We start from the raw sequence: 22,419 nt of genomic DNA on the forward strand, positions 1-22,419 counted from the left end.
CACTTGTCAGAAGTTTTCAATAGCAGAACCATTAATGCGGTCGCCATTCCCGTAATAACGCTTCCGTCTCACGCACCCGCACCGGATTACCCGGCATAATCAAATCGGCCCACACTTCATTGTGCTGATTGATCTGCTGTTGCGCGGAAACATAAGTGCGGTCGGCGGTGGTGTGCGCATCGGCGGCGACAGTGATGTGATAGCCGAGGCTGGCGCCGACTTTGATGGTGGTATCGACACAGTAATCGGTCGCGCAGCCGCAAATGACGAAGTTGTTAATACCAAATTGGTCGAGCTGAGCGGCGAGGTCGGTTTGCCAAAAGCTGTCGCACGCCGTTTTGTTGACGAAGAGGGCGTTAGCCGGCTGCTGCAGTTCGGGGACAATCGCCCAGCCCTCTGAATCTACCTCTAAGCCTGGCCCCACGTGCTGGATGAAAATAACCCGATCGGCGGCGGCAGTTAACTGATTAATGCGTTCGCACCGTCCAGAACGATCAAAGCGCGGCGTTGCCAGCACGCCATTTTGCATGTCCACGACCACAACTACTCGATTAGCCATCGTTATCTCCTTTTCAGTCCTTTGAGTGTCCGGTGAATACGTGAAGAGGTAAAGCAAATCCGTTTTGCATTTATCGGCATCCCCGCGCATGCTTATAATCGCTTTTAATCTGGAGGTGGGTTGTGAAGGTGGTTCCTGACGTTTTTCCTTGTGAGCAAGATCGGGCGCAGTTTCAGCATTTCGCTGAGCTGCCAGGCATTGAGCTTTATCAGGCGCACATCTCCCGCTACGCTTTTGAGCCGCATACCCATGAAGCCTTTGGCATCGGCACCATAGAGTCTGGAGCCCAGCGTTTCCGCTATCGTGGTGCCAACTACACCGCGCCCCAGCATTCGCTGGTAATGATGAATCCCGATGAGCTGCACACCGGTGAATCAGCCTGCGATGACGGTTGGCGTTATCGTATGATCTACATCGATCCGCAGGAAATGGATCGATTAACCGGCGATCGTCATTGGTGGTTCAGCGAGGCGCTACGTACTGATGTGCGTCTGGCACAGCCGTTTTCTCAACTGCTGGCACAGATGTGGCAGGCAGAAACCGCGCTGGAGCGTGAAAGCACGCTGCTCGAACTGCTGGAACTGATGCGTCCACTGGCACGCCAGGGCGAACCGCGCCCCGCAGAAGCGACGCATCGCTTTGATGCCGTTCGCGACTATTTGCGCGAAAATCTCGCCGAGCCGGTGCGGCTTGAAGAGCTCGCAGCGCTGGCGTCACTGTCGCCGTGGCATTTTCTGCGCAGTTTCAAACAACACTTTCACGTCACCCCGCATCAAATGCTGATGGCATTTCGCTTGTTCGCGGCCAAACAGCAGCTGGCACGCGGTGAAAGTGCCGCGACGGTTGCGGCATCTGTCGGCCTAACCGATCAGGCCCATCTCACGCGTGCATTCGCCCATCGCTACGGCATCACACCTGGACGCTACCAAAAACAAGTCTTCCACTCGCGCTAACCGCAATCTGCTACAAGCCTTTAACTATCTGCTCCATCACACTGCAGCAAATTACCTGTAAAGGAAGAGATGTATGTTTGCTGGAGTACTGTTTGCGCTGGCCGCGGGGCTAATGTGGGGGCTGATCTTCGTCGGCCCGCTACTGATTCCGGATTATCCCGGCACCTTACAATCGGCCGGGCGCTATGTGGCATTTGGTTTATTGGTGTTGCCGCTGGCCTGGTTCGATCGCCGTCGCTTGCGTCAGCTAACGCGCAAAGATTGGGTTGAAGCGCTGAAGCTATCACTGATTGGTAACCTGCTGTATTACACGTTTCTTTCCAGCGCGATTCAACGAACCGGTGCACCGATCTCCACCATGATTATCGGCACGCTACCGGTGGTGATGACCGTGACGGCTAATCTTTGCTATGGCCACGTGGAGGGACGCCTGCCGTGGCGTAAGCTGATGCCGGCTTTACTCATTATTGCTGTTGGGCTGATCTGCGTGAATATGGCCGAGATGCAGACGCAGGGGCCCGATTTTGATTGGTCGCGTTATCTGCTGGGTTTGCTGTTTGCGATACTGGCTTTAGCGTGCTGGACCTGGTATCCCCTGCGCAATGGTTTATGGTTGCGTGCTCATCCGCAGCATAAAGCAGGCTGCTGGGCGACGGCACAAGGTTTAGTGACGCTGCCGCTGGCGCTGGTGTTCTTTCTCTTAGTTTGCGGACAACTTCACTGGCAGCAACCTGAGTTTGCTCTGCCGTTTGGGCCACAGCCGCAGCGCTATCTGCTGTTAATGTTGGGACTGGGACTGTTTTGCTCATGGCTGGGCACATTGTGCTGGAATGCTGCCAGCCAGCGCGTGCCAACGGTGATCATGGGGCCGTTGATTGTCTTTGAAACCTTAGCCGGTTTGCTGTGGGCATTTCTGTGGCGACAAAGCTGGCCGCCGCTATTAACCCTAATGGGTATCGGCTGTCTGCTGGTGGGTGTGATCTATGCGATGCGTATTAAACCGCAGAAGGCTTAAGATCGCAGATAGCGCGACTGGATAAACGATTCAGGAGCGCTTTTCCCTGTATTTTTAAGAATTTCCCCCACGCTTTCCCCCCTTCGTATTGCCCTTTTTACCGCACGCTTTGCCCGCGATATAACAATACGGCTCATTTCATCCCCTTTAATCGCCCCTTTTTGTCATAAAAGAAGCGATCCGGATAAGCAGCAAGGGGGAATTCAATGATGTTAAGGCCACCTAAACGCGCCCCGAAGTCACATCACCGTGGCTAAAGTGCGTTCCGGCGAGGTAAAAACAGGCGCGAAGAGGCGCAAAAAGGTGCATTTTACCTGCCTTTTATTGCCCCCTGGCACTGAAGTCGGCTCTTGAAAAGCCACTTTTTGCTTAAGGGAATACGCCGTTGTTAAGAAACATTCGATTAGGCGTGAACAAAAAACCATTAAGCGCGGCGATGATTATGGTGAAAGAATTTACCTTATCCGCCACTTTTTAGCCGTTATTGTTTAGGAGCAATAACGTATCTAATCAGGATAATTCCTGGCAGCAAGTTGGCGGATTTAGACTAGTTCCGTTGAAACAGGTAATCGTAAAGTCAGGCAATAGATCCAATTGAAAACAGAGGCAATGTGTTAGCGGTTACACGGCGTTGTTCATTAATGCTTAACAGAATTGTCTGCATTCAGGGCTGATGATTAATGTTGGTAAAGTAATAGCCGAAGCGCCAATCTCACGTTAATGAGATTGGACTTCGTCTAAATGGCTTGAATAGAGAGACTTTTGCTGATGTGAATCTATTTTACCGCAAAAAAGGAAGCAATTCCGCGATGGTATTCATCAGGAAAAATTGGTTCGAATTGTTATGTTGTGAACACCGAATTAAATGATCTTCATATCTTCTGGTAAGAACAAATCTCAGCATTAAGTCAAATAACATCGGCCTTAATAATGCTAGCGATTATCTGTTCCTGATGGATAGTGATAAACGCTACGGCTAATATCCAGCAAGCGGCAGCTACGACGTGTACCTATGTCGAACGTGGTTTGCAGGAAGTTAACGGCCTGGCGCTTTTCATTTGTGGTGAAGAAGTTTTTTAGCACGCTTTGCAGCATCTCTTTGTCCGAACTCAGTGATTGCAGCTCGCGCGTAAGGTTAAGTAGCTGATCTTCCAGCTCCTTGATTTTACGACCTTCTTCGGAGGATAACCCTGAGAATTTCTTCTTCCAGCTATAGAAAGTGGCCTCGGAAATGCCTAGCTCCTCACAAATCTCCCTGACTTTCACTCCCGTTTCAGAAGCTTTAATGGCATTTGTGATTTGCTCTTCGCTATATCGTGACTTTCTCATAAATGCTATTACCTTTCTTATCAATTAGTGGATGAGAATTACTGTATTAATATCTGGCACTGCAAAAACACTATTAATGCAGTATTAAAGTGCGCGATTTGAATTGCGAGGGTTAAATTAAGATATTTAGAAGAAATATCATCATGGGATAAATCTTATTTTATTCTGAATGGCATTGAACGCCTTCCGGGCGTTAGGTTTTTGATATAAATTCACTCCATCCCAAATGCAGAAAAAATACTACATTCATTGGAAAAACGGCATAACCCAGACGCTGAAATGCTCGGGTGTGCCAGTAAACGTTTGTGCGGAATTTAAGCTGAAATCGTTTACATCCACGGAGTTTCGCACCGGATATAATCGGAATTTTCCTGAATATAGTTCTTAATTCCTGACGCGAGTCTCATTTTTCGGACCAGTTTGGTTTGAAGTTCATTAATTAAGTCAGGCCCACTGAGCGCTTGTTAATTCATTTCAAGGATGTTGTACCGAAAGTTGTTGTAGTTCGTAATACTAAGGATCAGTCAATGAAATTGAGCGTAATGTCGAATGCCGCCTGGATGATGTCTGAAAAGATTGTCTCCGTGTTCGGCGTCATATTTGTGACCTCCTACGTGGCAAAATCCTTTGGCCCAACCATCTTTGGCCAAATGGCGTTTTCGACCTCACTGTTTTCCATGGTGCAAACCGTGGCGATTTTCGGTACGGAAACCATTCTGTTTAAGCGGATTAGCAAAAGCGCACCGAAAGGGCTGCGCCTGATGACCGTAGCGCGCAATATGCGCCTGGTTTTGCTTTTGCTCACATCGCTGCCGGTGTTGATTTGGGTCTGGTACAACATGCAGGAAAATTTCCTCGCCTTTGCGCTGGCCTCGTTTATTTCCTCGGTGTTTGTGACGCAGGACACTTTTAGCGTCTATAACAATGCGCGCTTAGCGTCACGGCTGAACACCATCGCTAACTCGGTGGGATTGCTGCTGGGATTCACGCTGAGTTTCCTCATTGCCTGGCTACACCTCAATCCGCTGTGGCTCACCGTCTCCATTGTGGCGGTGACGCTGGTGCCGTATGCCATTAAGCGCATTAATTTTTACCGCGAAAATGAGGATGTGGCACCGCCACAGGAGAAGCGCAACGCCTATTTGCGCTACCTGCTCTATGCCGGATTGCCGCTGGCCATTTCCAGTATTTTCATCTCAGTGCAGGTGAAAGCGGCCCAGATGTTCCTGGCGGGCATCGCCTCAGCGCGCGACCTCGGCCTGTTTGCCGCGGCGAATACTATTTCGGCTTCATGGATTTTTATTCCGGTTGCCATCATCACTTCCTGCTTCTCGGAAATATTCCGTGAGCGTGGAGAAGCCGCCATGAAGCTGACAGCACGGCTCAATGGTTATGTCATGGGTGTTTCATTGTTGTTGTTAGCGGTGATCGCGATGTACGGCGAAAAAATCATCATCGCTTTGTATGGTCACGAATACACACAGTCAGGAAGTCTCATTACGTTGTTGTCGTTAGCAACCTGCTTTTCGGCGATGGGGACCGTAGCGTATCGCTACATGGTCAAAGAAGGCGGGTTTAATTATCTGTTGAAGAAAATTGTTTGCCTGATGGTTATCAGCTTGCCGCTGTCGTGGTGGCTGATACAGGGCTACGGCATCATGGGTGCCGCCTGGAGCGTTTTCATCTCAGAATTGCTGTCTCTTACCGTAATGAATTACTTCTTCAAAAATGGCGTCATCCAAAAAATCCAGGTTTCCTCACTCAACTACAAAACCTACAAATGAGGTCAGATATGCTCAAGTTGAAAGAAGAACTCAGAAGAAGCGTGCAGTACTTCATTAAGAAGATGCCCTGGGCAACCCAGGATCGTATCTACTACTTTCATAAGTTTCGTAGATTACCCAACCTGCGTGAGCCGAAGGTCTTCAATGAGAAGGTGCTGTACCGCAAATTCGTCCACGGCGACTATCAGATCTACGGACGCCTGTCGGACAAATATTCCGTGCGTGAATATATCGCCGAGAAAGTGGGTAGCGAATACCTGATCCCGCTGGTGTATGAAACCAGCGATCCCAGCTCGCTGCACACCTTGCCGAGCTGGAAAAATACGGTGATCAAACCGAATCATGCCTCCAACATGGTGGAAATCCTGCTGGAAGAGCCGGACGCGCTGAAGAAGCAGCAGATTATTAACGACTGTCATCGCTGGTTGAAAACCGACTTCGCCAATGAGGCGCGTGAGATTCACTATCGCTACATCAAGCCGCGTATTCTGGTGGAGCAGTACATCGGTGATGGTAAAACGGCACCGATCGATTACAAATTCCACATGTTCAATAAGCGCGATGGCAATTTTGAATATGTGCTGCAGGTGATATACAACCGCTGTAATCCGCTGTTGTCGATGAACTTTTATGTTAACAATCTGAAAGAGGCCTATCACAAGATTCGTGATACCGGCCTGGACGTGACACCGCAGATGGCGTCGTTACAGCACGCCCTGGCGTTGAGCAAAACGCTGGCCAGTGATTTCGATTACGTGCGCGTGGATTGGTACATCGATAACGACCAGATCTACTTTGGCGAATTGACCTTTACGCCGGGAGCTGGCTTAGTGACCGGTCTGGATCGCGGGCTTAATCAAATGATGGGTGATATGTGGATTCAGGATCGTCGCGGTACGAAGATACCGGGCGTCACGGTTGCGGATGTCGCCATCCCGGCCGTATTGAAGAAAATTTAAGAATCACACAGCAAAATAAAAAACCCCGCCTTGGCGGGGTTTTTTATTGGCGGCGATTAAGGCATCGGCCAGTCTGCTGGCGCCTGGCTCATCACCTGGATAAAGGCGTTCTTAGAGATTTCCATAAAGTTATGCAGATTCTCCATGCTTAACGTAATGCCAAGCAGGCCGGTAACGAACCAGCAGGACATGCCCACACCAATACCTCCACACAGCAGCGCCATCACGTGATGACTGTTTTGACGCAGTCGAATTTTCATGGTGCTGGCGAAGAACATCATTACTGCGCTCAGGAGTTCCCAGCGCATAACAATCAAACTGGTGGTTAACGTGGCCATCTGCAAAAAACCTCTTAGAATCAGTGATATCCCCGACATTCAATGGACATCACTGGCGGCAAAGAAGGAAGGTCAGGGAAGCCCTTCTGGCCGTCTTACTGCAAACAAGAAAGTGTGACTTGGCTCACATTATATCACTCGATTTTAAATTTTGAACAAAATTTATACCTTGTATGGTAGAAATTTTTTCATCGAAGAGGGAGGAATTGGTGGGCAAAAAGAGAGGTGCGCCCGCTTGGGGCGCGCAGAAAAGGTTAGCTAACCGGGCAGCACTCGCCGGTTGTACGTTGGGCAAAGCTGTTCATGCTGCTCTCGACGCAGTCAAAACTGAGCAAACGTGGACGCTGCATCATCGCCTGACGACGCATGGTATGACGATAAGCGGTCGGCGTTTGCGAGAACTGACGGCGGAACACGCGTGAGAACGTCTGCTGCGAATCGTAGCCGTACTGCATGGCGATATCGAATACCGGGCGCTGGGTTTGACGCAGCGCTTCTGCGGCCAGCGTCAGACGACGTTCGCGAATATAGCCACCCAGCGTCTGTTTCGTGACGGCACGGAACATACGCTGCAGATGCCATTTTGAGTAACCTGATTTTGCTGCGACTTCATCAATTGACAGCGCTTTATCCAGATTCTGATCGATCCAGTGGGTCAGCGAATGAATGATTTCCTGTTGCATCATAGCCTCATCCTTCTGATGGTTAATACCTGGTTAGAAATTCGTAGTTTTGCTGGGGTGCGAGTATAATTCCTCAAGTTAACTTGAGGTAAAGGCCCTAAATGAAAAAAGAACGCAATTACCCGAAGCCGGTGCTGACGCCGGGTGAAGTGGCGAAACGCAGCGGTGTGGCGGTCTCGGCGCTGCACTTCTATGAAACCAAGGGATTGATTTTTAGCTCACGCAACGGCGGTAATCAGCGCCGCTACAGCCGAGATGTGTTGCGCCGCGTGGCGATCATTAAAATTGCGCAGCGCATTGGCATTCCGCTGGCAACGGTGAGCGATAGCCTGACGCAGGTGCCGGCCAATAAGCGTATGTCGACGCAGGAGTGGGATGCGCTAACGCAGCATTGGCGTGAAGAACTGGATAAGCGCATCGAAACCCTTACGCGTTTACGTAACGATCTTGATGGCTGCATCGGCTGCGGCTGTTTATCGATGCGTGACTGCCCGCTACGCAATCCCGGTGACCGCCTGGGCGAACAAGGTTCGGGTGCGGTACTGCTCGATCCTGAACAAGACGAGCAGAAACGGTAATCGACTATACTTGCCGGGACACTTTTACCGGCAAGGAAAACCGTATGATCACCGTTCACCATCTGGAAAATTCCCGCTCGCACCGCGTGTTATGGCTGCTGGAAGAGCTCTCGGTGCCTTACCAAATTAAACGTTATCAGCGTGAAAACAGCCTGCTGGCGCCTGATTCCTTAAAGAAAGTCCATCCGCTGGGTAAATCCCCGGTGATCACCGATGGCAATCGGGTTATTGCCGAATCGGGCGCTATTCTCGAATATCTGCAAATGCGCTATGACAGTGAACATCAGCTGGCCTTGAGTGATGAGGATGAACAGATTCAGTCGCGTTATTGGCTGCATTACGCCGAAGGATCGCTCATGCCGCTGTTAGTGATGAAACTGGTGTTTGCTCAGCTGGGTAAGAAGCCGGTGCCGTGGCTGCTGCGTCCAGCGGGCATCGCGCTGAGTAAGGGCATTCAAAAGGCCTGGCTGAACAAACAGCTGGCGTTGCACGGCAGCGTCATCGAACAGCATCTCAGCCAGCACGCTTATTTTGCCGGTTCACGTTTTAGTATCGCCGATGTGCAGATGAGCTTCCCGCTGCTGGCGCTGCAGATGCGCGGTTCACTGCGTGAGATGCCCGCCACCTCACGCTGGCTGGAAACCATGCAGCAGCGCGCCGCCTGGCAACGCGCCATTGAGCAGGGCGGCCCGATTCAACTGCAGAGTTGATTGCGGCCAGGTCGTCATGAATGACGCCCCTACAAAGTCCATGATCGTAAGGTCGTCATTCATGGCGACCTGGGAACCCCATCGGCTGGATTTATCCTGCAATCCCCGCGATTAGTAGTTGAAAACACCATGCCAAACGCCAGATAATCGTTTGCCTTTTTTCCCTGTCTCTTTTTACCAACAGGAATACGCGGCGACGTAAACGTTTGCCTGGATTTTCACCATGAAAATCTCGCATCAGGGAGCAGCAAACGCGCGCCGTGCGGCAACTCACATCACAAAAAATATTGAGGAATGATTATGTCTGGTGAATCGCGCCCGGCCAGTGGAAAACTGGACGCCTGGTTCAACATCTCTGCACGCGGCAGCAGCGTGCGTCAGGAAATATTAGCGGGTCTGACGACGTTTCTGGCGATGGTCTACTCGGTTATCGTGGTCCCCAGCATGTTGGGCAAAGCGGGCTTCTCGCCGACGGCGGTGTTCGTTGCTACCTGTCTGGTCGCAAGCTTTGGCTCAATCATCATGGGCTTGTGGGCAAATCTGCCCATGGCGATTGGCTGTGCTATCTCACTGACCGCTTTCACCGCCTTTAGCCTGGTGCTGGGCCAGCACATTAGCGTACCGGTGGCGCTCGGCGCGGTGTTCCTGATGGGCTTATTGTTCACGCTGATTTCAGTGACCGGTATTCGCACGTGGATTCTGCGTAACTTACCGATGGGGGTGGCGCACGGCACCGGCGTGGGTATCGGCCTGTTCCTGATGCTGATTGCCGCAGACGGCATTGGTTTGGTGGTGAAGAACCCGGCGGCGGGCTTGCCGGTGGCGCTCGGCCATTTTGCTTCGTTTCCGGTGATCATGGCGCTGGTGGGACTGGCGGCTATTTTCGGTCTGGAGAAACGTCGCGTACCGGGCGGCATCCTGCTGACCATTATTGCGATCTCCATTATCGGTTTGATTTTCGATCCGGCGGTGACCTACCAAGGTCTGTTCGCCATGCCGAGCCTGGAGGATGCCAACGGTCAATCGGCGATGTTTAGCCTGGATATCATGGGTGCGCTGCAACCGGTCGTGCTGCCAAGCGTGCTGGCGCTGGTAATGACGGCGGTGTTCGATGCCACCGGCACCATTCGTGCGGTAGCGGGGCAGGCGAATCTACTGGATAAAGAGGGCCAGATCATGAACGGTGGCCGCGCGCTGACCACGGATTCTGTCAGCAGCCTGTTCGCCGGTCTGGTGGGCGCATCACCCGCTGCGGTTTATATTGAATCGGCCGCAGGTACGGCGGCAGGGGGCAAAACCGGTCTGACGGCGATCGTGGTCGGCTTGTTGTTCCTGGTGATTCTATTTATGTCGCCGCTGGCGTATCTGGTTCCCGCTTACGCCACCGCCCCCGCGCTGATGTATGTTGGCCTGCTGATGCTCAGCAACGTGGCAAAAATCGACTTCAATGATTTCGTGGATGCGATGTCTGGGTTGCTGACCGCAGTCTTCATCGTGCTGACGTGCAACATCGTAACCGGCATCATGCTCGGCTTCGCTTCGCTGGTGATTGGTCGCCTGTTCGCGGGTGAATGGCGCAAGCTGAACGTTGGCACGGTGGTGATTGCTGTCGCGCTGGTGGTGTTCTACGCCGGTGGTTGGGCTATCTAAAAAACCAAGATTTTTCTCTTTCTGCTCCTCGCCGCACATCGGGTTGCCCGCTGTGCGGCGTTTTGTTTTACACTTTCCCACGCAACAACATCGCTTTAATGAAATTGATTCGCCTAAGGAAAGCATGGAAATCTTCTTTACTATTCTCATCATGACGCTGGTGGTTTCACTCTCCAGCGTGGCGGCACGTATTCTGCCGTTTCAAATTCCTCTACCGCTGGTGCAGATTGCCGCCGGTGCGCTACTCGCTTTTCCCGTCTTCGGCCTGCATGTCGATTTTGACCCGGAACTGTTCCTCGTGCTGTTCATTCCGCCGCTGCTGTTCGCAGATGGCTGGAAAACGCCGATTAACGAATTTCTCCATCACGGTCGTGAAATCATGGGGCTGGCGCTGGTTCTGGTGCTGATCACCGTGGTCGGGATTGGTTACCTGATTTACTGGCTGGTGCCGGGCATTCCGCTGATTCCCGCCTTTGCGCTGGCGGCGGTGCTGTCGCCCACCGATGCCGTGGCGCTGTCCGGCATTGTCGGTGAAGGGCGTATCCCGAAAAAGATCATGTCGATTGTGCAGGGCGAGGCCCTGATGAACGACGCATCGGGCCTGGTATCACTCAAGTTTGCGGTGGCGGTCGCCATGGGCACCATGGTGTTTACGTGGGGCGGTGCCAGCGTTGAGTTTCTTAAAGTGGCCGTGGGCGGTTTGGTTGCCGGCGTCGCAATATGCTGGCTGTATGGTCGCTCGCTGCGCCTGCTGAGCCGCTGGAGCGGCGATGACCCGGCCACCCAAACCGTGCTGCTGCTGCTGTTACCGTTCGCCTCTTATCTGATTGCCGAACACCTTGGCGTGTCCGGCATCCTGGCCGCCGTGGCCGCAGGGATGACCATCACGCGTTCCGGCATTATCCGTCAGGCACCGCTCGCCATGCGTCTGCGTGCGAACAGCGTGTGGCAGATGCTGGAGTTTGTCTTTAACGGCATGGTGTTCCTGATGCTCGGCCTGCAGTTGCCAGACATCCTTTCCACGTCGATTGCCCAGGCACAAGCCGATCCCAATGTGGAACTGTGGATGTTGCTCACTGACGTCTTGTTGGTGTACGCCGCCCTGATGGTGGTGCGATTCGGCTGGCTGTGGATCATGAAGCGCACCAGTCAGCGCCTGCTGAAGAAAAAGCCGCTGGAGTTTACCAACTATTCGCTGCGCGAATTGCTGATTGCCTCTTTTGCCGGGGTGCGCGGTGCCATCACGCTGGCTGGTGTGCTGTCGATTCCGCTGTTCCTCAGCAATGGCGATCCCTTCCCGGCGCGCTATGAATTGGTGTTTATCGCCACCGGTGTGATTCTGGTTTCGCTGCTGGTCGGCGTGGTACTGCTGCCGATTCTGCTGCGCGATGTGGAAAGCATCGATAAGGTCGGTCATCGTCGTGAGATTCAGTTCGCGCGTGCCGCCATGGCGGGTGTGGCGATAGAGAGCCTGCACAAAATGGAGCAACGCCTCGAGAGTGACGCGGAAGAGAACATCGATCCCGAACTGCTGAAAGAAGTCAGTTTGCGGGTAATTGGCAATCTACGTCGCCGGGCGGAAGGCAAAAACGATATTGAGCAGGCGCAGTTTGCCGAAAACCTTGAGCGTCGTTTCCGCCTCAATGCGCTGCGAGCCGAACGTGCAGAGGTGTATCACCTGCGCGCGACGCAGGAAATCTCTAACGAGACGATGCAGAAACTGCTGCACGATCTCGATCTGCTCGAAGCGCTGCTGATAGAGAAAGAGGAATAGCGGCAAGCCTATTTTTCATCTGTAGCGGTGCAATCCCGGTGCGCATGAATGCGCACCCTACGTAAACCCAGTCAGATAAACGTAGGGTCGCCATTCATGGCGACCGGTTCAGAACGTTACTGTGCTGCTGTTGTTTTCACACCGAAAGCCGCGGTGCCTTATCCGGCCAGTGTTCACGGCAGCACTCAATCCATGCCTGCGCACTGCGTGATAAGTAACTGCCTTCTCGCCAAATCAAGCCCAGGCTCCACTGCAGCTCCGAATCCAGCGGCAGCCACAGCAGCGACTGCTTATCCAGCCGCTGACAGATCGGTTCCGGCAAAATCGCCAATCCCATCCCCGCTTGCACCATTGATGCCAGAAAATCCCACTGCGCGCTGCGTAGCGCAATGTTCGGTGTTACGCCCAGACGTTGAAACGCTTTCATGATTTGGCGATTAAGTGCGAACTCTTCATTGAGGATCAGCAGCGGATGCCGGGCTAATTCAGCCAAACCTACTTTGCGATGCTGTAGCCAGCTTTCACTGCGCGGCAGCAATACGCACATCGGATGGTGCATCAGCGCCAGCGTATTGAGCGGCAGCGCTGCATCAAGCGGCAGCGCGGTGAGGGCGATATCCAGCGCGCCGCTCAGCACCGCTTGTTGCGCGGTCAGCCCGCCAAACTCAGAAATTTTTAGCTGCACGCCAGGATAACGGCGACGAAAGGCGGAGATAGAACCCGCAATCTGCATGCCGACCATTGGCGGAATGCCCAGCCGCAGCTCACCGGTTTTTAGCTGGTTGATATCGCCTAACTCCGCCTCCAGCTGATGAAACTCCTGCAAAATCGCCAGCCCGCGCTGATAAACCGCCTGGCCACTGTCGGTCAGATGCAGCTTGCGCCCTTCGCGCAGCAGCAAGGTGCAGCCCAGCTCCTCTTCCAGCTGTCGCAGCATTTTGCTGATGGTGGGTTGCGTCACGTACAGCTTCTCAGCGGCGCGGGTGAAGCTCTGCTGACGGACCACTTCAGTGAAGTAGCGCAAGGCACGCACGTCCATAAACATTCCTTTTTGGCATAGTTTGAATGATTTTAATTCATTTCTTTCACAGTTTGCGGCGGATTTATACTAGAGCCCTGAATTATTCATCGGGGTGAAAGGAAATGATGGCATTAAGTCCGCGCAGAACGGATCTCCTGCAACGCGCTTTCGTACCGCTGCAGCTGGTGCTGTATGTCGGATTGTTTATGTTCAGCGGCGAGCTGGTGAGCTGGCTGCATCTACCGCTGCCTGCCAATGTGGTTGGTATGGTGTTGCTGCTGGGACTTATCATGACGCACATTGTGCCGCTGCGCTGGGTGAAAGCCGGCGCCAACTGGCTGCTGGCCGAAATGCTGTTGTTCTTTATCCCGGCGGTGGTGGCGGTGGTGAATTACAGCGATTTATTGCGCAGTGAAGGCTGGCGTATCTGCGTGGTGATTGGCGTGAGCACCTTGCTGGTGCTGGCGTCGACTTCACTGGTGGTCGACCATTTATACCGTTTTGAACTGGCACGCGCTGCACGCAAGCAGGACCATCATGAATGATCTACTGATTAGCCTGCTGTGTCTGGGATTCACGCTGCTGGTCTATTACATCAACAAAGTCCTGTATCGTCGCTGGCGTACGCTGCTGCTCATGCCGCTGGTACTCACGCCGCTGGTGCTGGTCGCGCTGCTGCTGCTTACCCACGTGAGCTGGAAAAATTATATCGCCGAAAGTCACTGGCTGATTTGGCTGCTCGGCCCGGCAACGCTGGCATTTGCCGTACCGGTGTATGAGAACCTCGAGATCATCAAGCGCCACTGGCTATCGCTGAGCGTGGGTGTCGTCACCGCTACGCTGGTGGCGGTGTGCAGCTCGGTATGGCTGGCGCGTTTACTGGCGCTGCCGGAATCCATCCAGCGCAGCCTGGCAGTACGTTCGATTACCACACCGTTTGCGCTGGCGGCAGCACAGCCGATTGGCGGTCAGCCGGATCTGGTGGCGCTGTTTGTGGTGATCACCGGCGTGTTCGGTATGGCGGTGGGCGATGTTCTGTTCCTGCGTATTGCCATTAAGCAGGGCGTGGCGAAAGGCGCGGGCTTCGGTGCGGCATCGCACGGTGCAGGGACCGCGCGCGCTTATCAACTGGGTCAGCAAGAAGGGGTGGTCTCGAGCCTGGTAATGATGCTCTCCGGCGTGGTGACGGTCATTCTCGCGCCCCTGCTCAGTCATCTGCTTTGGGCCGCTTAAGAAGCGGCTCTTTTGCCCGTCGTAACCCATTTTTACGTAAAGCTTTCCAAATAATGTTGTCTCCCGCTGCCAGGCTGGTACCCTTGCCGCCGAATTATTGGTCCTTCATGGAGTGGAATCACATGTTAAAGCAACTTGTTACTGGAAGCGTATTGGGTCTGGCACTGCTGAGCAGCGGCGCGCAGGCGATTGAGGGCAGTGTTGACGTGGGTGAGCACAGCACCAACCTGAACCTTGGTCTCGGTACTACCTCGCCAGGCCTGTTCCTGAAAGGCAACTGGCTGCGCAGCGATCACGATGGCAGCACCTATGGTGCCGGCCTGGGCTATAACATCGACGTGGGCGATTTCCGCATTGCGCCAACGGCGAAAGCGCTATTCACCCATCCGGAAGATGGTCGTGATGGCTTTACCGTAGCAGTGGGCGGCGGCGCGCAGTACAGCTTCAACAGCATGTGGGGACTGTATGGCGAATATTACTATGCACCGGAAGCGTTCTCCGATCGTCTGGATAGCTATCAGGAAGCGTCTGGTGGCCTGAGCTTCACGCCAATTTCGCTGCTGAACCTGCGTGTGGGTTATCAGTATATTGAGCTGAACAATAAGGGCAGCCGTAAAGATAACGTGCTGGTTGATGGGCCGTACGTTGGCGCGTCACTGCGTTTCTAATAATGATATAACCAGGTGCGCATTAATGCGCACCCTACATGTAGGGTCGCCATTTATGGCGACCTGGTCAATCAGCGCACCATATTTATGGCGACCTGGTCAATCACCGCACCGTATTTATGGCGACCTGGTCAATCACCGCTCCTAGTGCGATTTACCCTGCGAAATTCCTATTCCCGTCTGCGAACGAATAAACTGTCCGCGGAAGCGAGCACGTTCCTCGGCACCGCGCGCCGAGTGGTCGGTGATCGAGAACAGCCAAATGCCGATAAACGCCGCCAGCATCGAGAACAGCGCCGGATACTCATACGGATAAATCGGCTTCTCATGCCCCAGCACCTGCACCCAAATGGTTGGGCCAAGGATCATCAATAGCACTGCCGTAATCAATCCCAGCCAGCCGCCAATCATCGCGCCGCGCGTGGTCAGTTTTGACCAGTACATCGAAAGCAAAATAATGGGGAAGTTACAGCTGGCAGCAATCGAGAACGCCAGACCGACCATAAAGGCAATGTTCTGTTTTTCAAACAGAATCCCCAGCGCAATCGCCACCACGCCTAATACCAACACGGTGATCTTCGAGATGCGCAACTCATCGCGTTCTGTCGCTTTACCTTCGCGGATTACGCTGGCATAGAGATCGTGTGACACCGCAGAAGCGCCCGCCAATGTCAGACCCGCAACGACCGCCAGAATGGTGGCGAAAGCCACGGCCGAGATAAAGCCGAGGAACAAGCTGCCGCCAACCGCATTCGCCAGATGGACCGCCGCCATGTTGGTGCCGCCGAGCAGGGCGCCGCTGGCATCTTTGAAGGCCGGATTCGATCCCACCAGTAATATCGCGCCGAAGCCGATAATAAAGGTCAGGAAGTAGAAGTAGCCCATAAAGCCGGTGGCCCAGAACACACTTTTACGCGCTTCACGCGCATCGGCCACGGTAAAGAAGCGCATCAGAATATGCGGCAAACCGGCGGTACCGAACATCAAGCCCAGCCCGAGTGACAGCGCCGATATCGGATCTTTCACCAGCCCGCCTGGCTGCATAATCGCCGCACCTTTCGGATGCACCGCCATGGCTTCGGTGAACAGCGTATTGAAGCTGAAGCCGGTGGCTTTCATCACCATAATCGCCATAAAGCTGGCGCCAAACAGCAGCAGCACCGCTTTGATGATCTGCACCCAGGTGGTGGCCAGCATGCCGCCGAACAGCACGTACAGCACCATCAAAATACCCACCATCACCACCGCGATGTGGTAATCCAAACCAAACAGCAGCTGGATAAGCTTACCGGCACCGACCATCTGCGCAATCAGATACAGCGCCACCACGACCAGCGAGCCGCAGGCCGACAATGTACGGATGGGTTTCTGTGCGAGGCGATAGGAGGCAACATCAGCAAAGGTGTAACGACCGAGATTGCGCAGGCGTTCGGCAATCAAAAACAGGATCATCGGCCAGCCGACAAGGAAGCCGAGCGAGTAGATCAGCCCATCGTAACCCGAGGTATAAACCAGGGCGGAAATACCGAGGAACGAGGCGGCGGACATAAAGTCACCGGCAATGGCCAGCCCGTTCTGGAAACCGGTGATATTACCGCCGGCGGTGTAGTAATCGCTGCGCGAACGGGTGCGCTTGGATGCCCAATAAGTAATGCCGAGCGTCGCTGCCACAAACACCACGAACATAATAATGGCTTCATAGTTGGTGGCCTGACGCTGTACCGCGCCGGTTATCGCATCGGCGGCAAACACGCTGGCGGGCACAATAGCCAAAAACATCGAGAGCAAGCGCTTCATGATTTCACCTCGCTCAGGATCTGTTTGGTCAGACGGTCAAACTCGCCGTTGGCACGCCATACGTAGACGCCGGTCAGCACGAAAGACATCACGATGAGGCCGACGCCAATGGGAATACCCCGCGTCACGTTGGTACCTGCATGCAATGGCGTGCCCAGCCAGCCGGGCGCAAAGGCAATGAGCAGAATAAAGCCGACGTACAGCACCAGCATGATAATGCTAAGTAGCAGCGCGAAGGCCTGACGTTTGTGCACCAGTTCGTGATAGCGCGGGTTATTTTCGATTTGTAGCCAGATTGCTTCCTGTTGTTCCAGGGTTTCGTTCATCACATTTTCTCCAGAGGAAAGGCAGACAGCAATCTCACGGTAAAGTGATTTAACTGACTGAATATTCTAGTTATATATACCCTTCTTATTTCAAGCTACAGGTGCGTTGGCTGCGTATGCTCATCCCAGTCACGTACTTCAGTAAGCTCCTGGAATTCTCATCCTTGCCGCCTTCCTGCAGCTCGAATTATTTTGGGTATGGGTTGTGCGATGTTGAAAGGCATACGGCGTAAGGTAAAGGTGACGGAGAGTAACCTGCCGTGGACAGGCTGACACTCTCCGTCGGGACGATGCCGATTACGGCATAGTGATGGACTGTTTCTCCTCCAGCAATTTCTCTACCACGCCCGGATCGGCCAGCGTAGAGGTATCGCCGAGATTGCTGGTATCACCGGCAGCGATTTTGCGCAGAATGCGACGCATAATCTTGCCGGAGCGGGTTTTTGGCAGCGAGTCGGTCCAGTGCAGCACATCCGGCGTGGCAATCGGGCCAATCTCTTTTCGTACCCAGTTACGCACTTCGGTATACAGCTCTGGCGAAGGCTCTTCACCGTGGTTTAGCGTGATGTAAGCGTAGATCGCCTGGCCCTTAATGCTGTGCGGAATACCCACCACCGCGGCTTCGGCAATTTTTGGATGCGACACCAGCGCTGATTCGATCTCGGCGGTACCTAAGCGGTGACCGGAGACGTTGAGCACATCATCCACGCGGCCGGTGATCCAGTAATAGCCATCTTCATCACGGCGCGCGCCGTCACCGCTGAAGTAGCGATTTTTGAAGGTGGAGAAGTAGGTCTGCTCGAAACGATCGTGATCGCCATACAGCGTACGCGCCTGGCCTGGCCAGGAGTCGACGATCACCAGGTTACCTTCGGTGGCGCCATCCAGCTGATTGCCATCGTTATCGACCAGCGCCGGCTGCACGCCAAAGAAAGGTTTGGTGGCGGAACCGGCTTTCAATTCGGTGGCGCCCGGCAGCGGCGTGATCATAAAACCGCCGGTTTCGGTCTGCCACCAGGTATCGACGATCGGGCAACGGCTGTCGCCAATCTTCTTGTAATACCACTCCCAGGCTTCTGGATTGATCGGTTCACCCACCGAACCCATAATGCGCAAGCTGCTACGATCGGTGCCTTCAATCGCCTTATCGCCTTCGGCCATCAGGGCGCGGATCGCGGTCGGCGCGGTATACAGCAAGGTAACCTTATGTTTATCCACCACTTCGGCCATGCGGCTCGGCTTTGGCCAGTTCGGCACGCCTTCAAACATCAGCGTGGTCGCCCCGCACGCCAGCGGGCCGTAAATCAGGTAGCTGTGACCGGTGATCCAGCCGACATCAGCGGTACACCAGTAGACATCATCAGGATGATAATCAAACACATACTTGAACGTGCTGGCGGCATACACCAGATAACCGCCGGTGGTATGCAGCACGCCTTTCGGCTTGCCGGTGGAGCCGGAGGTATAGAGGATAAACAGCGGATGTTCGGCATCCACGGCAACCGGTTCATGCCGATCGCTGGCCTTTGCCACTAAATCGTGCCACCACAGATCGCGGCCTTCGCGCCAGCCGGTCTCTTTACCGGTGCGCTTGAACACCACCACATTTTTCACCGTGGTGACATTTGGATTGTTCAGCGCGTCATCAACGTTTCGCTTCAGTGGAATGCTGCGGCCGGCGCGAACGCCTTCGTCGGCGGTAATAATCAGTTTGGCATTGGAATCAACCACGCGTCCGGCAACCGCTTCCGGTGAGAAGCCGCCAAAAATTACCGAGTGCACCGCGCCAATGCGGGCGCAAGCCAGCATCGCGACGGCGGCTTCTGGCACCATCGGCATGTAAATCGCCACCACGTCGCCTTTTTTCACACCAAGGCTCACGAGCACATTGGCAAAGCGGCAGACGTCGCCATGCAGTTCGCGGAAGGTCAGGGTTTTGCTTTCGCTGGCGTCATCGCCTTCCCAGATAATCGCGGGATGATCGCCACGCGTTTGCAGATGGCGATCGAGGCAGTTGGCGGCGAGGTTCAGCGCGCCGTCTTCATACCAGCGAATCGAAATATTGCCGGGGGCAAAGGAGGTGTTTTTCACTTTGCTGTAGGGCTTAATCCAGTCGAGGATTTTACCTTGTTCGCCCCAAAAAGCGTCGGGATCGTCAACCGATTGTTGGTACAGCGCCGCATACTGATCGGCATTTATCAGGGCATTCGCTGCAATGGCAGCGGGTACGGGATGCTTGTGTATTTGGCTCATGGCTGACCTCCTTGAAGATGTTAATCATATGTCAATCAAAGGTTAAGGGAAGAGCGCAATAGGGCTTTGTTTCTGTTTTGTAGTCTGGATCACGACCTTTCCACCCGGCAAAATGCCCTTGAATCACTTGTTTAAAACGCTGCGTAAATTGCAGCTTGTGCTGCTCTAAGCCTACGAGATCTCTGCCACTGTTGTGCAAATAATCAGCAAACGCACCGGCGTGCTTTTTGCCCAGTTATGCATAGCTATGCGGAAACTTATCGAATTAACACTTTTCATAACAGCGAGTTATGGTCATTAACAAGCCTCAGCATTTTATGCTACTAACCTGAGTAAGATTTGCGCTATCGCGCCGGGGGTTGCATTTACCGTAGTGAAAATGGTACTTATCTCGGCCCTGTTCAGCAGGTATCTACTCAGGCTGCATCATTTCGCAGGCGCAAAATGCCTGCCAAGCGGTAAACGGCGCAGTCCACAATAACCTTCTATTTTTATCGGGCTTTTGCTCACTTCCCTGTGTGACATTTCTCCTGCACCTTCGCAGCAGAGCAAAGGGGTTTTTGACTTGAGGAAATAAAGCGTTATGAAAGGTTTTAAATTCACCCTTGCATGGCAGATTTTAGTTGCGCTGATTTTGGGCGTGATTGTAGGAACCGTGCTGCATAATCAGCCCGGCGAACGTGAATGGTTAATCACCAACATTCTGACGCCAGCCGGTGATATCTTTATCCATCTGATCAAAATGATCGTGGTGCCGATTGTTATTTCCTCGCTGATTGTCGGCATTGCCGGCGTTGGAGATGCGAAAAAGCTCGGACGTATTGGTGTCAAAACCATCATCTATTTTGAAGTGATTACCACCATTGCCATTGTGGTCGGCATTACGCTGGCCAACGTATTCCAACCCGGTAGCGGCATTGATATGTCAACGCTGGTAACGGTGGACATCTCTAAATACGAAGCGACAACGGCCGCCGTGCAGGACGCACCGCACGGCCTGGTGACCACCATCCTGTCGCTGATCCCGCAGAACATCTTCGCCTCGCTGGTGAAGGGTGACATGCTGCCGATTATCTTCTTCTCGGTACTGTTTGGTATGGGCCTGTCGGCGCTGCCATCGGAGCATCGCGATCCGCTGGTTACGGTATTCCGTTCTATTTCCGAAACCATGTTTAAAGTGACGCACATGATCATGCGTTATGCGCCGGTGGGTGTATTTGCGCTGATTGCGGTCACTATCGCCAACTTTGGATTTGCTTCGCTTTATCCACTCGCCAAGCTGGTGCTGCTGGTGTACGTGGCAATTCTGTTCTTTGCTTTCGTGGTGCTCGGCACCGTGGCACGCTTGTGTAAGCTGCGCATTACTACGCTGATGCGCATTCTGAAAGACGAGCTGATTCTTGCCTATTCCACCTCAAGTTCCGAAACCGTTCTGCCGCGCATTATGCAGAAGATGGAAGCCTATGGTGCGCCGAAAGCCATCACCAGCTTCGTGGTGCCAACCGGTTACTCGTTTAATCTCGATGGTTCAACACTGTACCAAAGCATTGCGGCGATCTTTATCGCCCAGCTGTATGGCATTGATCTGTCGCTCACCGACGAGATCATTCTGGTGCTGACGCTGATGGTGACCTCAAAAGGGATTGCTGGTGTGCCGGGTGTCTCCTTTGTGGTGCTGCTGGCGACGCTGGGCAGCGTGGGTATTCCGCTGGAAGGATTGGCGTTTATCGCCGGTGTTGATCGCATCATGGATATGGCACGAACTGCGCTGAACGTCATCGGTAACGCGTTGGCGGTACTGGTAATTGCACGCTGGGAAGACCAGTTCGACGCCAAACAGGCCGCTGCCTACGAGCAGCAGCTGCGTACGCAAAGCGCCAGTTAATTTGCCGGTGCGCATGAATGCGCACCCTACGTCATAGGGTCGCCATTCATGACGATCGGTATCCACAGAAACCCGCTTCGGCGGGTTTTTTTATGCCCGCTGCAGACAAGTCTTATAACCCTTTGTCTCAAACCTTGCTTAAATCCATACCCACTATAACCACAAGTGCTGCATAGCGTAGTTATAGTGGGTATAATGACTGTGTGCCAGGGACTCAAGGAGGCTGGATTGACCAGTGGCGAACTCATAAAGCTTTTAGAGCAAAATGGCTGGGTACAGAAAAGGGTGAAAGGAAGTCACCACATCTTCAAAAAGGATGGCGTGAGTTATGCCATTGCCGTCCCTCATCCCACAAAAGATATTTCAACGGGGACGCTAAACAAAATACTTAAACAGATATGAAAACAGGCGCACACAGCGCGCCCAAATTTCGGTAATAATTTTAAGTGCCTTGTACGTAATAGAAATCCAGCTTGAGCGGGTAGGGGGTTGCAAATGAGATATCCAATTTACATCCATAAGACAGAAACTGGCACTTACTCAGGGTTTGTACCAGATGTAACCGGATGCTATTTCGCAGGCGATACCTTCGAGAACACAATCAAAGATGCAGCGGAAGCGATAGACGCGCACGTAGAGTTTACGGTTGATGAAGGCGGTGCAATTCCAGAAGCTAAAACTTTTGATGCGCATCTTGATAATGAAGACTGCCAGGGCGGCACCTGGGCTTATGTCGATGTCGATGTAAGCAAGTATGATGGAAAGGCAATCAAGTTAAACATCACGATTGCACAAAACTTGTTAGCGCGCATTGATCGTTACGTCGAGGAACATCGTGAATATGGGTCAAGAAGTGGATTCTTAGCGGAGTTAGCCCGCAGAGAGTTGGCTAAAACATAAGAAA

General features: G+C 53.2%; 22 protein-coding genes. 14 read left to right on the forward strand and 8 right to left on the reverse strand.

What is annotated here, in order from left to right; translation table 11 throughout:
- Nucleotides 1-31: 31 nt before the first annotated feature.
- Nucleotides 32-559, reverse strand: coding sequence for an isochorismatase family protein (locus tag AC07WB_RS01730; RefSeq protein WP_494939934.1), 528 nt, complete (start codon nucleotides 557-559; stop codon nucleotides 32-34).
- A 122-nt stretch (nucleotides 560-681) separates the two neighbouring features.
- Here AC07WB_RS01730 and AC07WB_RS01735 point away from each other — a divergent pair, with 122 nt between their 5' ends.
- Nucleotides 682-1,512 (forward strand): AraC family ligand binding domain-containing protein, encoded by an 831-nt coding sequence (locus AC07WB_RS01735; RefSeq protein WP_494939935.1) that lies wholly within the window; start codon nucleotides 682-684, stop codon nucleotides 1,510-1,512.
- Nucleotides 1,513-1,585: 73 nt separating this feature from the next.
- Nucleotides 1,586-2,527: a DMT family transporter gene (locus AC07WB_RS01740; RefSeq protein WP_494939936.1), complete on the forward strand. Its 942-nt coding sequence runs from the start codon at nucleotides 1,586-1,588 to the stop codon at nucleotides 2,525-2,527.
- Nucleotides 2,528-3,460: 933 nt separating this feature from the next.
- Here AC07WB_RS01740 and AC07WB_RS01745 read toward each other — a convergent pair.
- A complete protein-coding gene (locus tag AC07WB_RS01745; protein WP_097095207.1) occupies nucleotides 3,461-3,856 on the reverse strand; it encodes a transposase in 396 nt (131 codons plus the stop codon).
- A gap of 527 nt (nucleotides 3,857-4,383) precedes the next feature.
- Between AC07WB_RS01745 and AC07WB_RS01750 the strand changes: the two genes are divergently transcribed.
- Entirely contained in the window at nucleotides 4,384-5,640 is a 1,257-nt protein-coding gene (locus AC07WB_RS01750) for an oligosaccharide flippase family protein (protein ID WP_097095206.1), read from the forward strand.
- Nucleotides 5,641-5,648: 8 nt separating this feature from the next.
- Nucleotides 5,649-6,599: an ATP-grasp fold amidoligase family protein gene (locus AC07WB_RS01755; RefSeq protein ID WP_097095205.1), complete on the forward strand. Its 951-nt coding sequence runs from the start codon at nucleotides 5,649-5,651 to the stop codon at nucleotides 6,597-6,599.
- A gap of 56 nt (nucleotides 6,600-6,655) precedes the next feature.
- Here the strand turns inward: AC07WB_RS01755 and AC07WB_RS01760 are convergent, their stop codons facing one another.
- Both AC07WB_RS01760 and soxS read right to left on the reverse strand, forming a co-directional pair.
- Nucleotides 6,656-6,937 (reverse strand): YjcB family protein, encoded by a 282-nt coding sequence (locus AC07WB_RS01760; RefSeq protein ID WP_097095204.1) that lies wholly within the window; start codon nucleotides 6,935-6,937, stop codon nucleotides 6,656-6,658.
- A gap of 254 nt (nucleotides 6,938-7,191) precedes the next feature.
- The gene (gene soxS / locus AC07WB_RS01765) at nucleotides 7,192-7,623 is read right to left on the reverse strand and encodes a superoxide response transcriptional regulator SoxS (RefSeq protein WP_097095203.1); all 432 of its coding nucleotides are present in this window, start codon (nucleotides 7,621-7,623) and stop codon (nucleotides 7,192-7,194) included.
- Nucleotides 7,624-7,721: 98 nt separating this feature from the next.
- On the opposite strand from soxS, the gene soxR reads away from it, so the two are divergent.
- The 4 genes from soxR (at nucleotide 7,722) to AC07WB_RS01785 (ending at nucleotide 12,332) form a co-directional block, all read left to right on the forward strand.
- On the forward strand, nucleotides 7,722-8,198 hold the full coding sequence (gene soxR / locus AC07WB_RS01770; protein ID WP_494939937.1) for a redox-sensitive transcriptional activator SoxR: 477 nt from the start codon (nucleotides 7,722-7,724) through the stop codon (nucleotides 8,196-8,198).
- 44 nt (nucleotides 8,199-8,242) lie between these two features.
- Nucleotides 8,243-8,908: a glutathione S-transferase family protein gene (locus AC07WB_RS01775; RefSeq protein ID WP_494939938.1), complete on the forward strand. Its 666-nt coding sequence runs from the start codon at nucleotides 8,243-8,245 to the stop codon at nucleotides 8,906-8,908.
- Between the two features lie 300 nt (nucleotides 8,909-9,208).
- The gene (locus AC07WB_RS01780; protein ID WP_494939939.1) at nucleotides 9,209-10,558 is read left to right on the forward strand and encodes an NCS2 family permease; all 1,350 of its coding nucleotides are present in this window, start codon (nucleotides 9,209-9,211) and stop codon (nucleotides 10,556-10,558) included.
- 124 nt (nucleotides 10,559-10,682) lie between these two features.
- Nucleotides 10,683-12,332 (forward strand): Na+/H+ antiporter, encoded by a 1,650-nt coding sequence (locus AC07WB_RS01785; RefSeq protein WP_097095200.1) that lies wholly within the window; start codon nucleotides 10,683-10,685, stop codon nucleotides 12,330-12,332.
- A 136-nt stretch (nucleotides 12,333-12,468) separates the two neighbouring features.
- On the opposite strand, the gene AC07WB_RS01790 is transcribed toward AC07WB_RS01785, so the two are convergent.
- The gene (locus AC07WB_RS01790; protein WP_097095199.1) at nucleotides 12,469-13,371 is read right to left on the reverse strand and encodes a LysR family transcriptional regulator; all 903 of its coding nucleotides are present in this window, start codon (nucleotides 13,369-13,371) and stop codon (nucleotides 12,469-12,471) included.
- 104 nt (nucleotides 13,372-13,475) lie between these two features.
- Here AC07WB_RS01790 and AC07WB_RS01795 point away from each other — a divergent pair, with 104 nt between their 5' ends.
- From AC07WB_RS01795 to AC07WB_RS01805, 3 genes are all read left to right on the forward strand, one after another.
- Complete coding sequence (locus tag AC07WB_RS01795) at nucleotides 13,476-13,898, forward strand: CidA/LrgA family protein (protein ID WP_494939940.1); 423 nt, start codon at nucleotides 13,476-13,478, stop codon at nucleotides 13,896-13,898.
- The gene (locus AC07WB_RS01800) at nucleotides 13,891-14,586 is read left to right on the forward strand and encodes an LrgB family protein (RefSeq protein WP_097095197.1); all 696 of its coding nucleotides are present in this window, start codon (nucleotides 13,891-13,893) and stop codon (nucleotides 14,584-14,586) included. The genes AC07WB_RS01795 and AC07WB_RS01800 overlap by 8 nt, the downstream gene beginning before the upstream one ends.
- A 122-nt stretch (nucleotides 14,587-14,708) precedes the next feature.
- Nucleotides 14,709-15,254 (forward strand): YfaZ family outer membrane protein, encoded by a 546-nt coding sequence (locus AC07WB_RS01805; RefSeq protein ID WP_097095196.1) that lies wholly within the window; start codon nucleotides 14,709-14,711, stop codon nucleotides 15,252-15,254.
- Nucleotides 15,255-15,398: 144 nt separating this feature from the next.
- Here the strand turns inward: AC07WB_RS01805 and actP are convergent, their stop codons facing one another.
- The 3 genes from actP to acs form a co-directional block, all read right to left on the reverse strand.
- Nucleotides 15,399-17,051 carry a cation/acetate symporter ActP gene (gene actP, locus AC07WB_RS01810; protein ID WP_097095195.1) on the reverse strand — a complete coding sequence of 551 codons (1,653 nt, stop codon included), beginning with the start codon at nucleotides 17,049-17,051 and terminating at the stop codon, nucleotides 15,399-15,401.
- Entirely contained in the window at nucleotides 17,048-17,377 is a 330-nt protein-coding gene (locus AC07WB_RS01815; protein ID WP_097095194.1) for a DUF485 domain-containing protein, read from the reverse strand. The genes actP and AC07WB_RS01815 overlap by 4 nt, the downstream gene beginning before the upstream one ends.
- Nucleotides 17,378-17,674: 297 nt before the next feature.
- A complete protein-coding gene (gene acs, locus AC07WB_RS01820) occupies nucleotides 17,675-19,630 on the reverse strand; it encodes an acetate--CoA ligase (RefSeq protein WP_097095193.1) in 1,956 nt (651 codons plus the stop codon).
- A gap of 583 nt (nucleotides 19,631-20,213) precedes the next feature.
- On the opposite strand from acs, the gene gltP reads away from it, so the two are divergent.
- The 3 genes from gltP (at nucleotide 20,214) to AC07WB_RS01835 (ending at nucleotide 22,415) form a co-directional block, all read left to right on the forward strand.
- A complete protein-coding gene (gene gltP / locus AC07WB_RS01825; RefSeq protein ID WP_097095192.1) occupies nucleotides 20,214-21,515 on the forward strand; it encodes a glutamate/aspartate:proton symporter GltP in 1,302 nt (433 codons plus the stop codon).
- 228 nt (nucleotides 21,516-21,743) lie between these two features.
- Entirely contained in the window at nucleotides 21,744-21,917 is a 174-nt protein-coding gene (locus AC07WB_RS01830) for a type II toxin-antitoxin system HicA family toxin (RefSeq protein WP_097095191.1), read from the forward strand.
- A gap of 93 nt (nucleotides 21,918-22,010) precedes the next feature.
- On the forward strand, nucleotides 22,011-22,415 hold the full coding sequence (locus AC07WB_RS01835; protein WP_097095190.1) for a type II toxin-antitoxin system HicB family antitoxin: 405 nt from the start codon (nucleotides 22,011-22,013) through the stop codon (nucleotides 22,413-22,415).
- Nucleotides 22,416-22,419 lie beyond the last annotated feature (4 nt).

This window comes from Pantoea sp. GW821-FHT03E06, assembly GCF_059420725.1.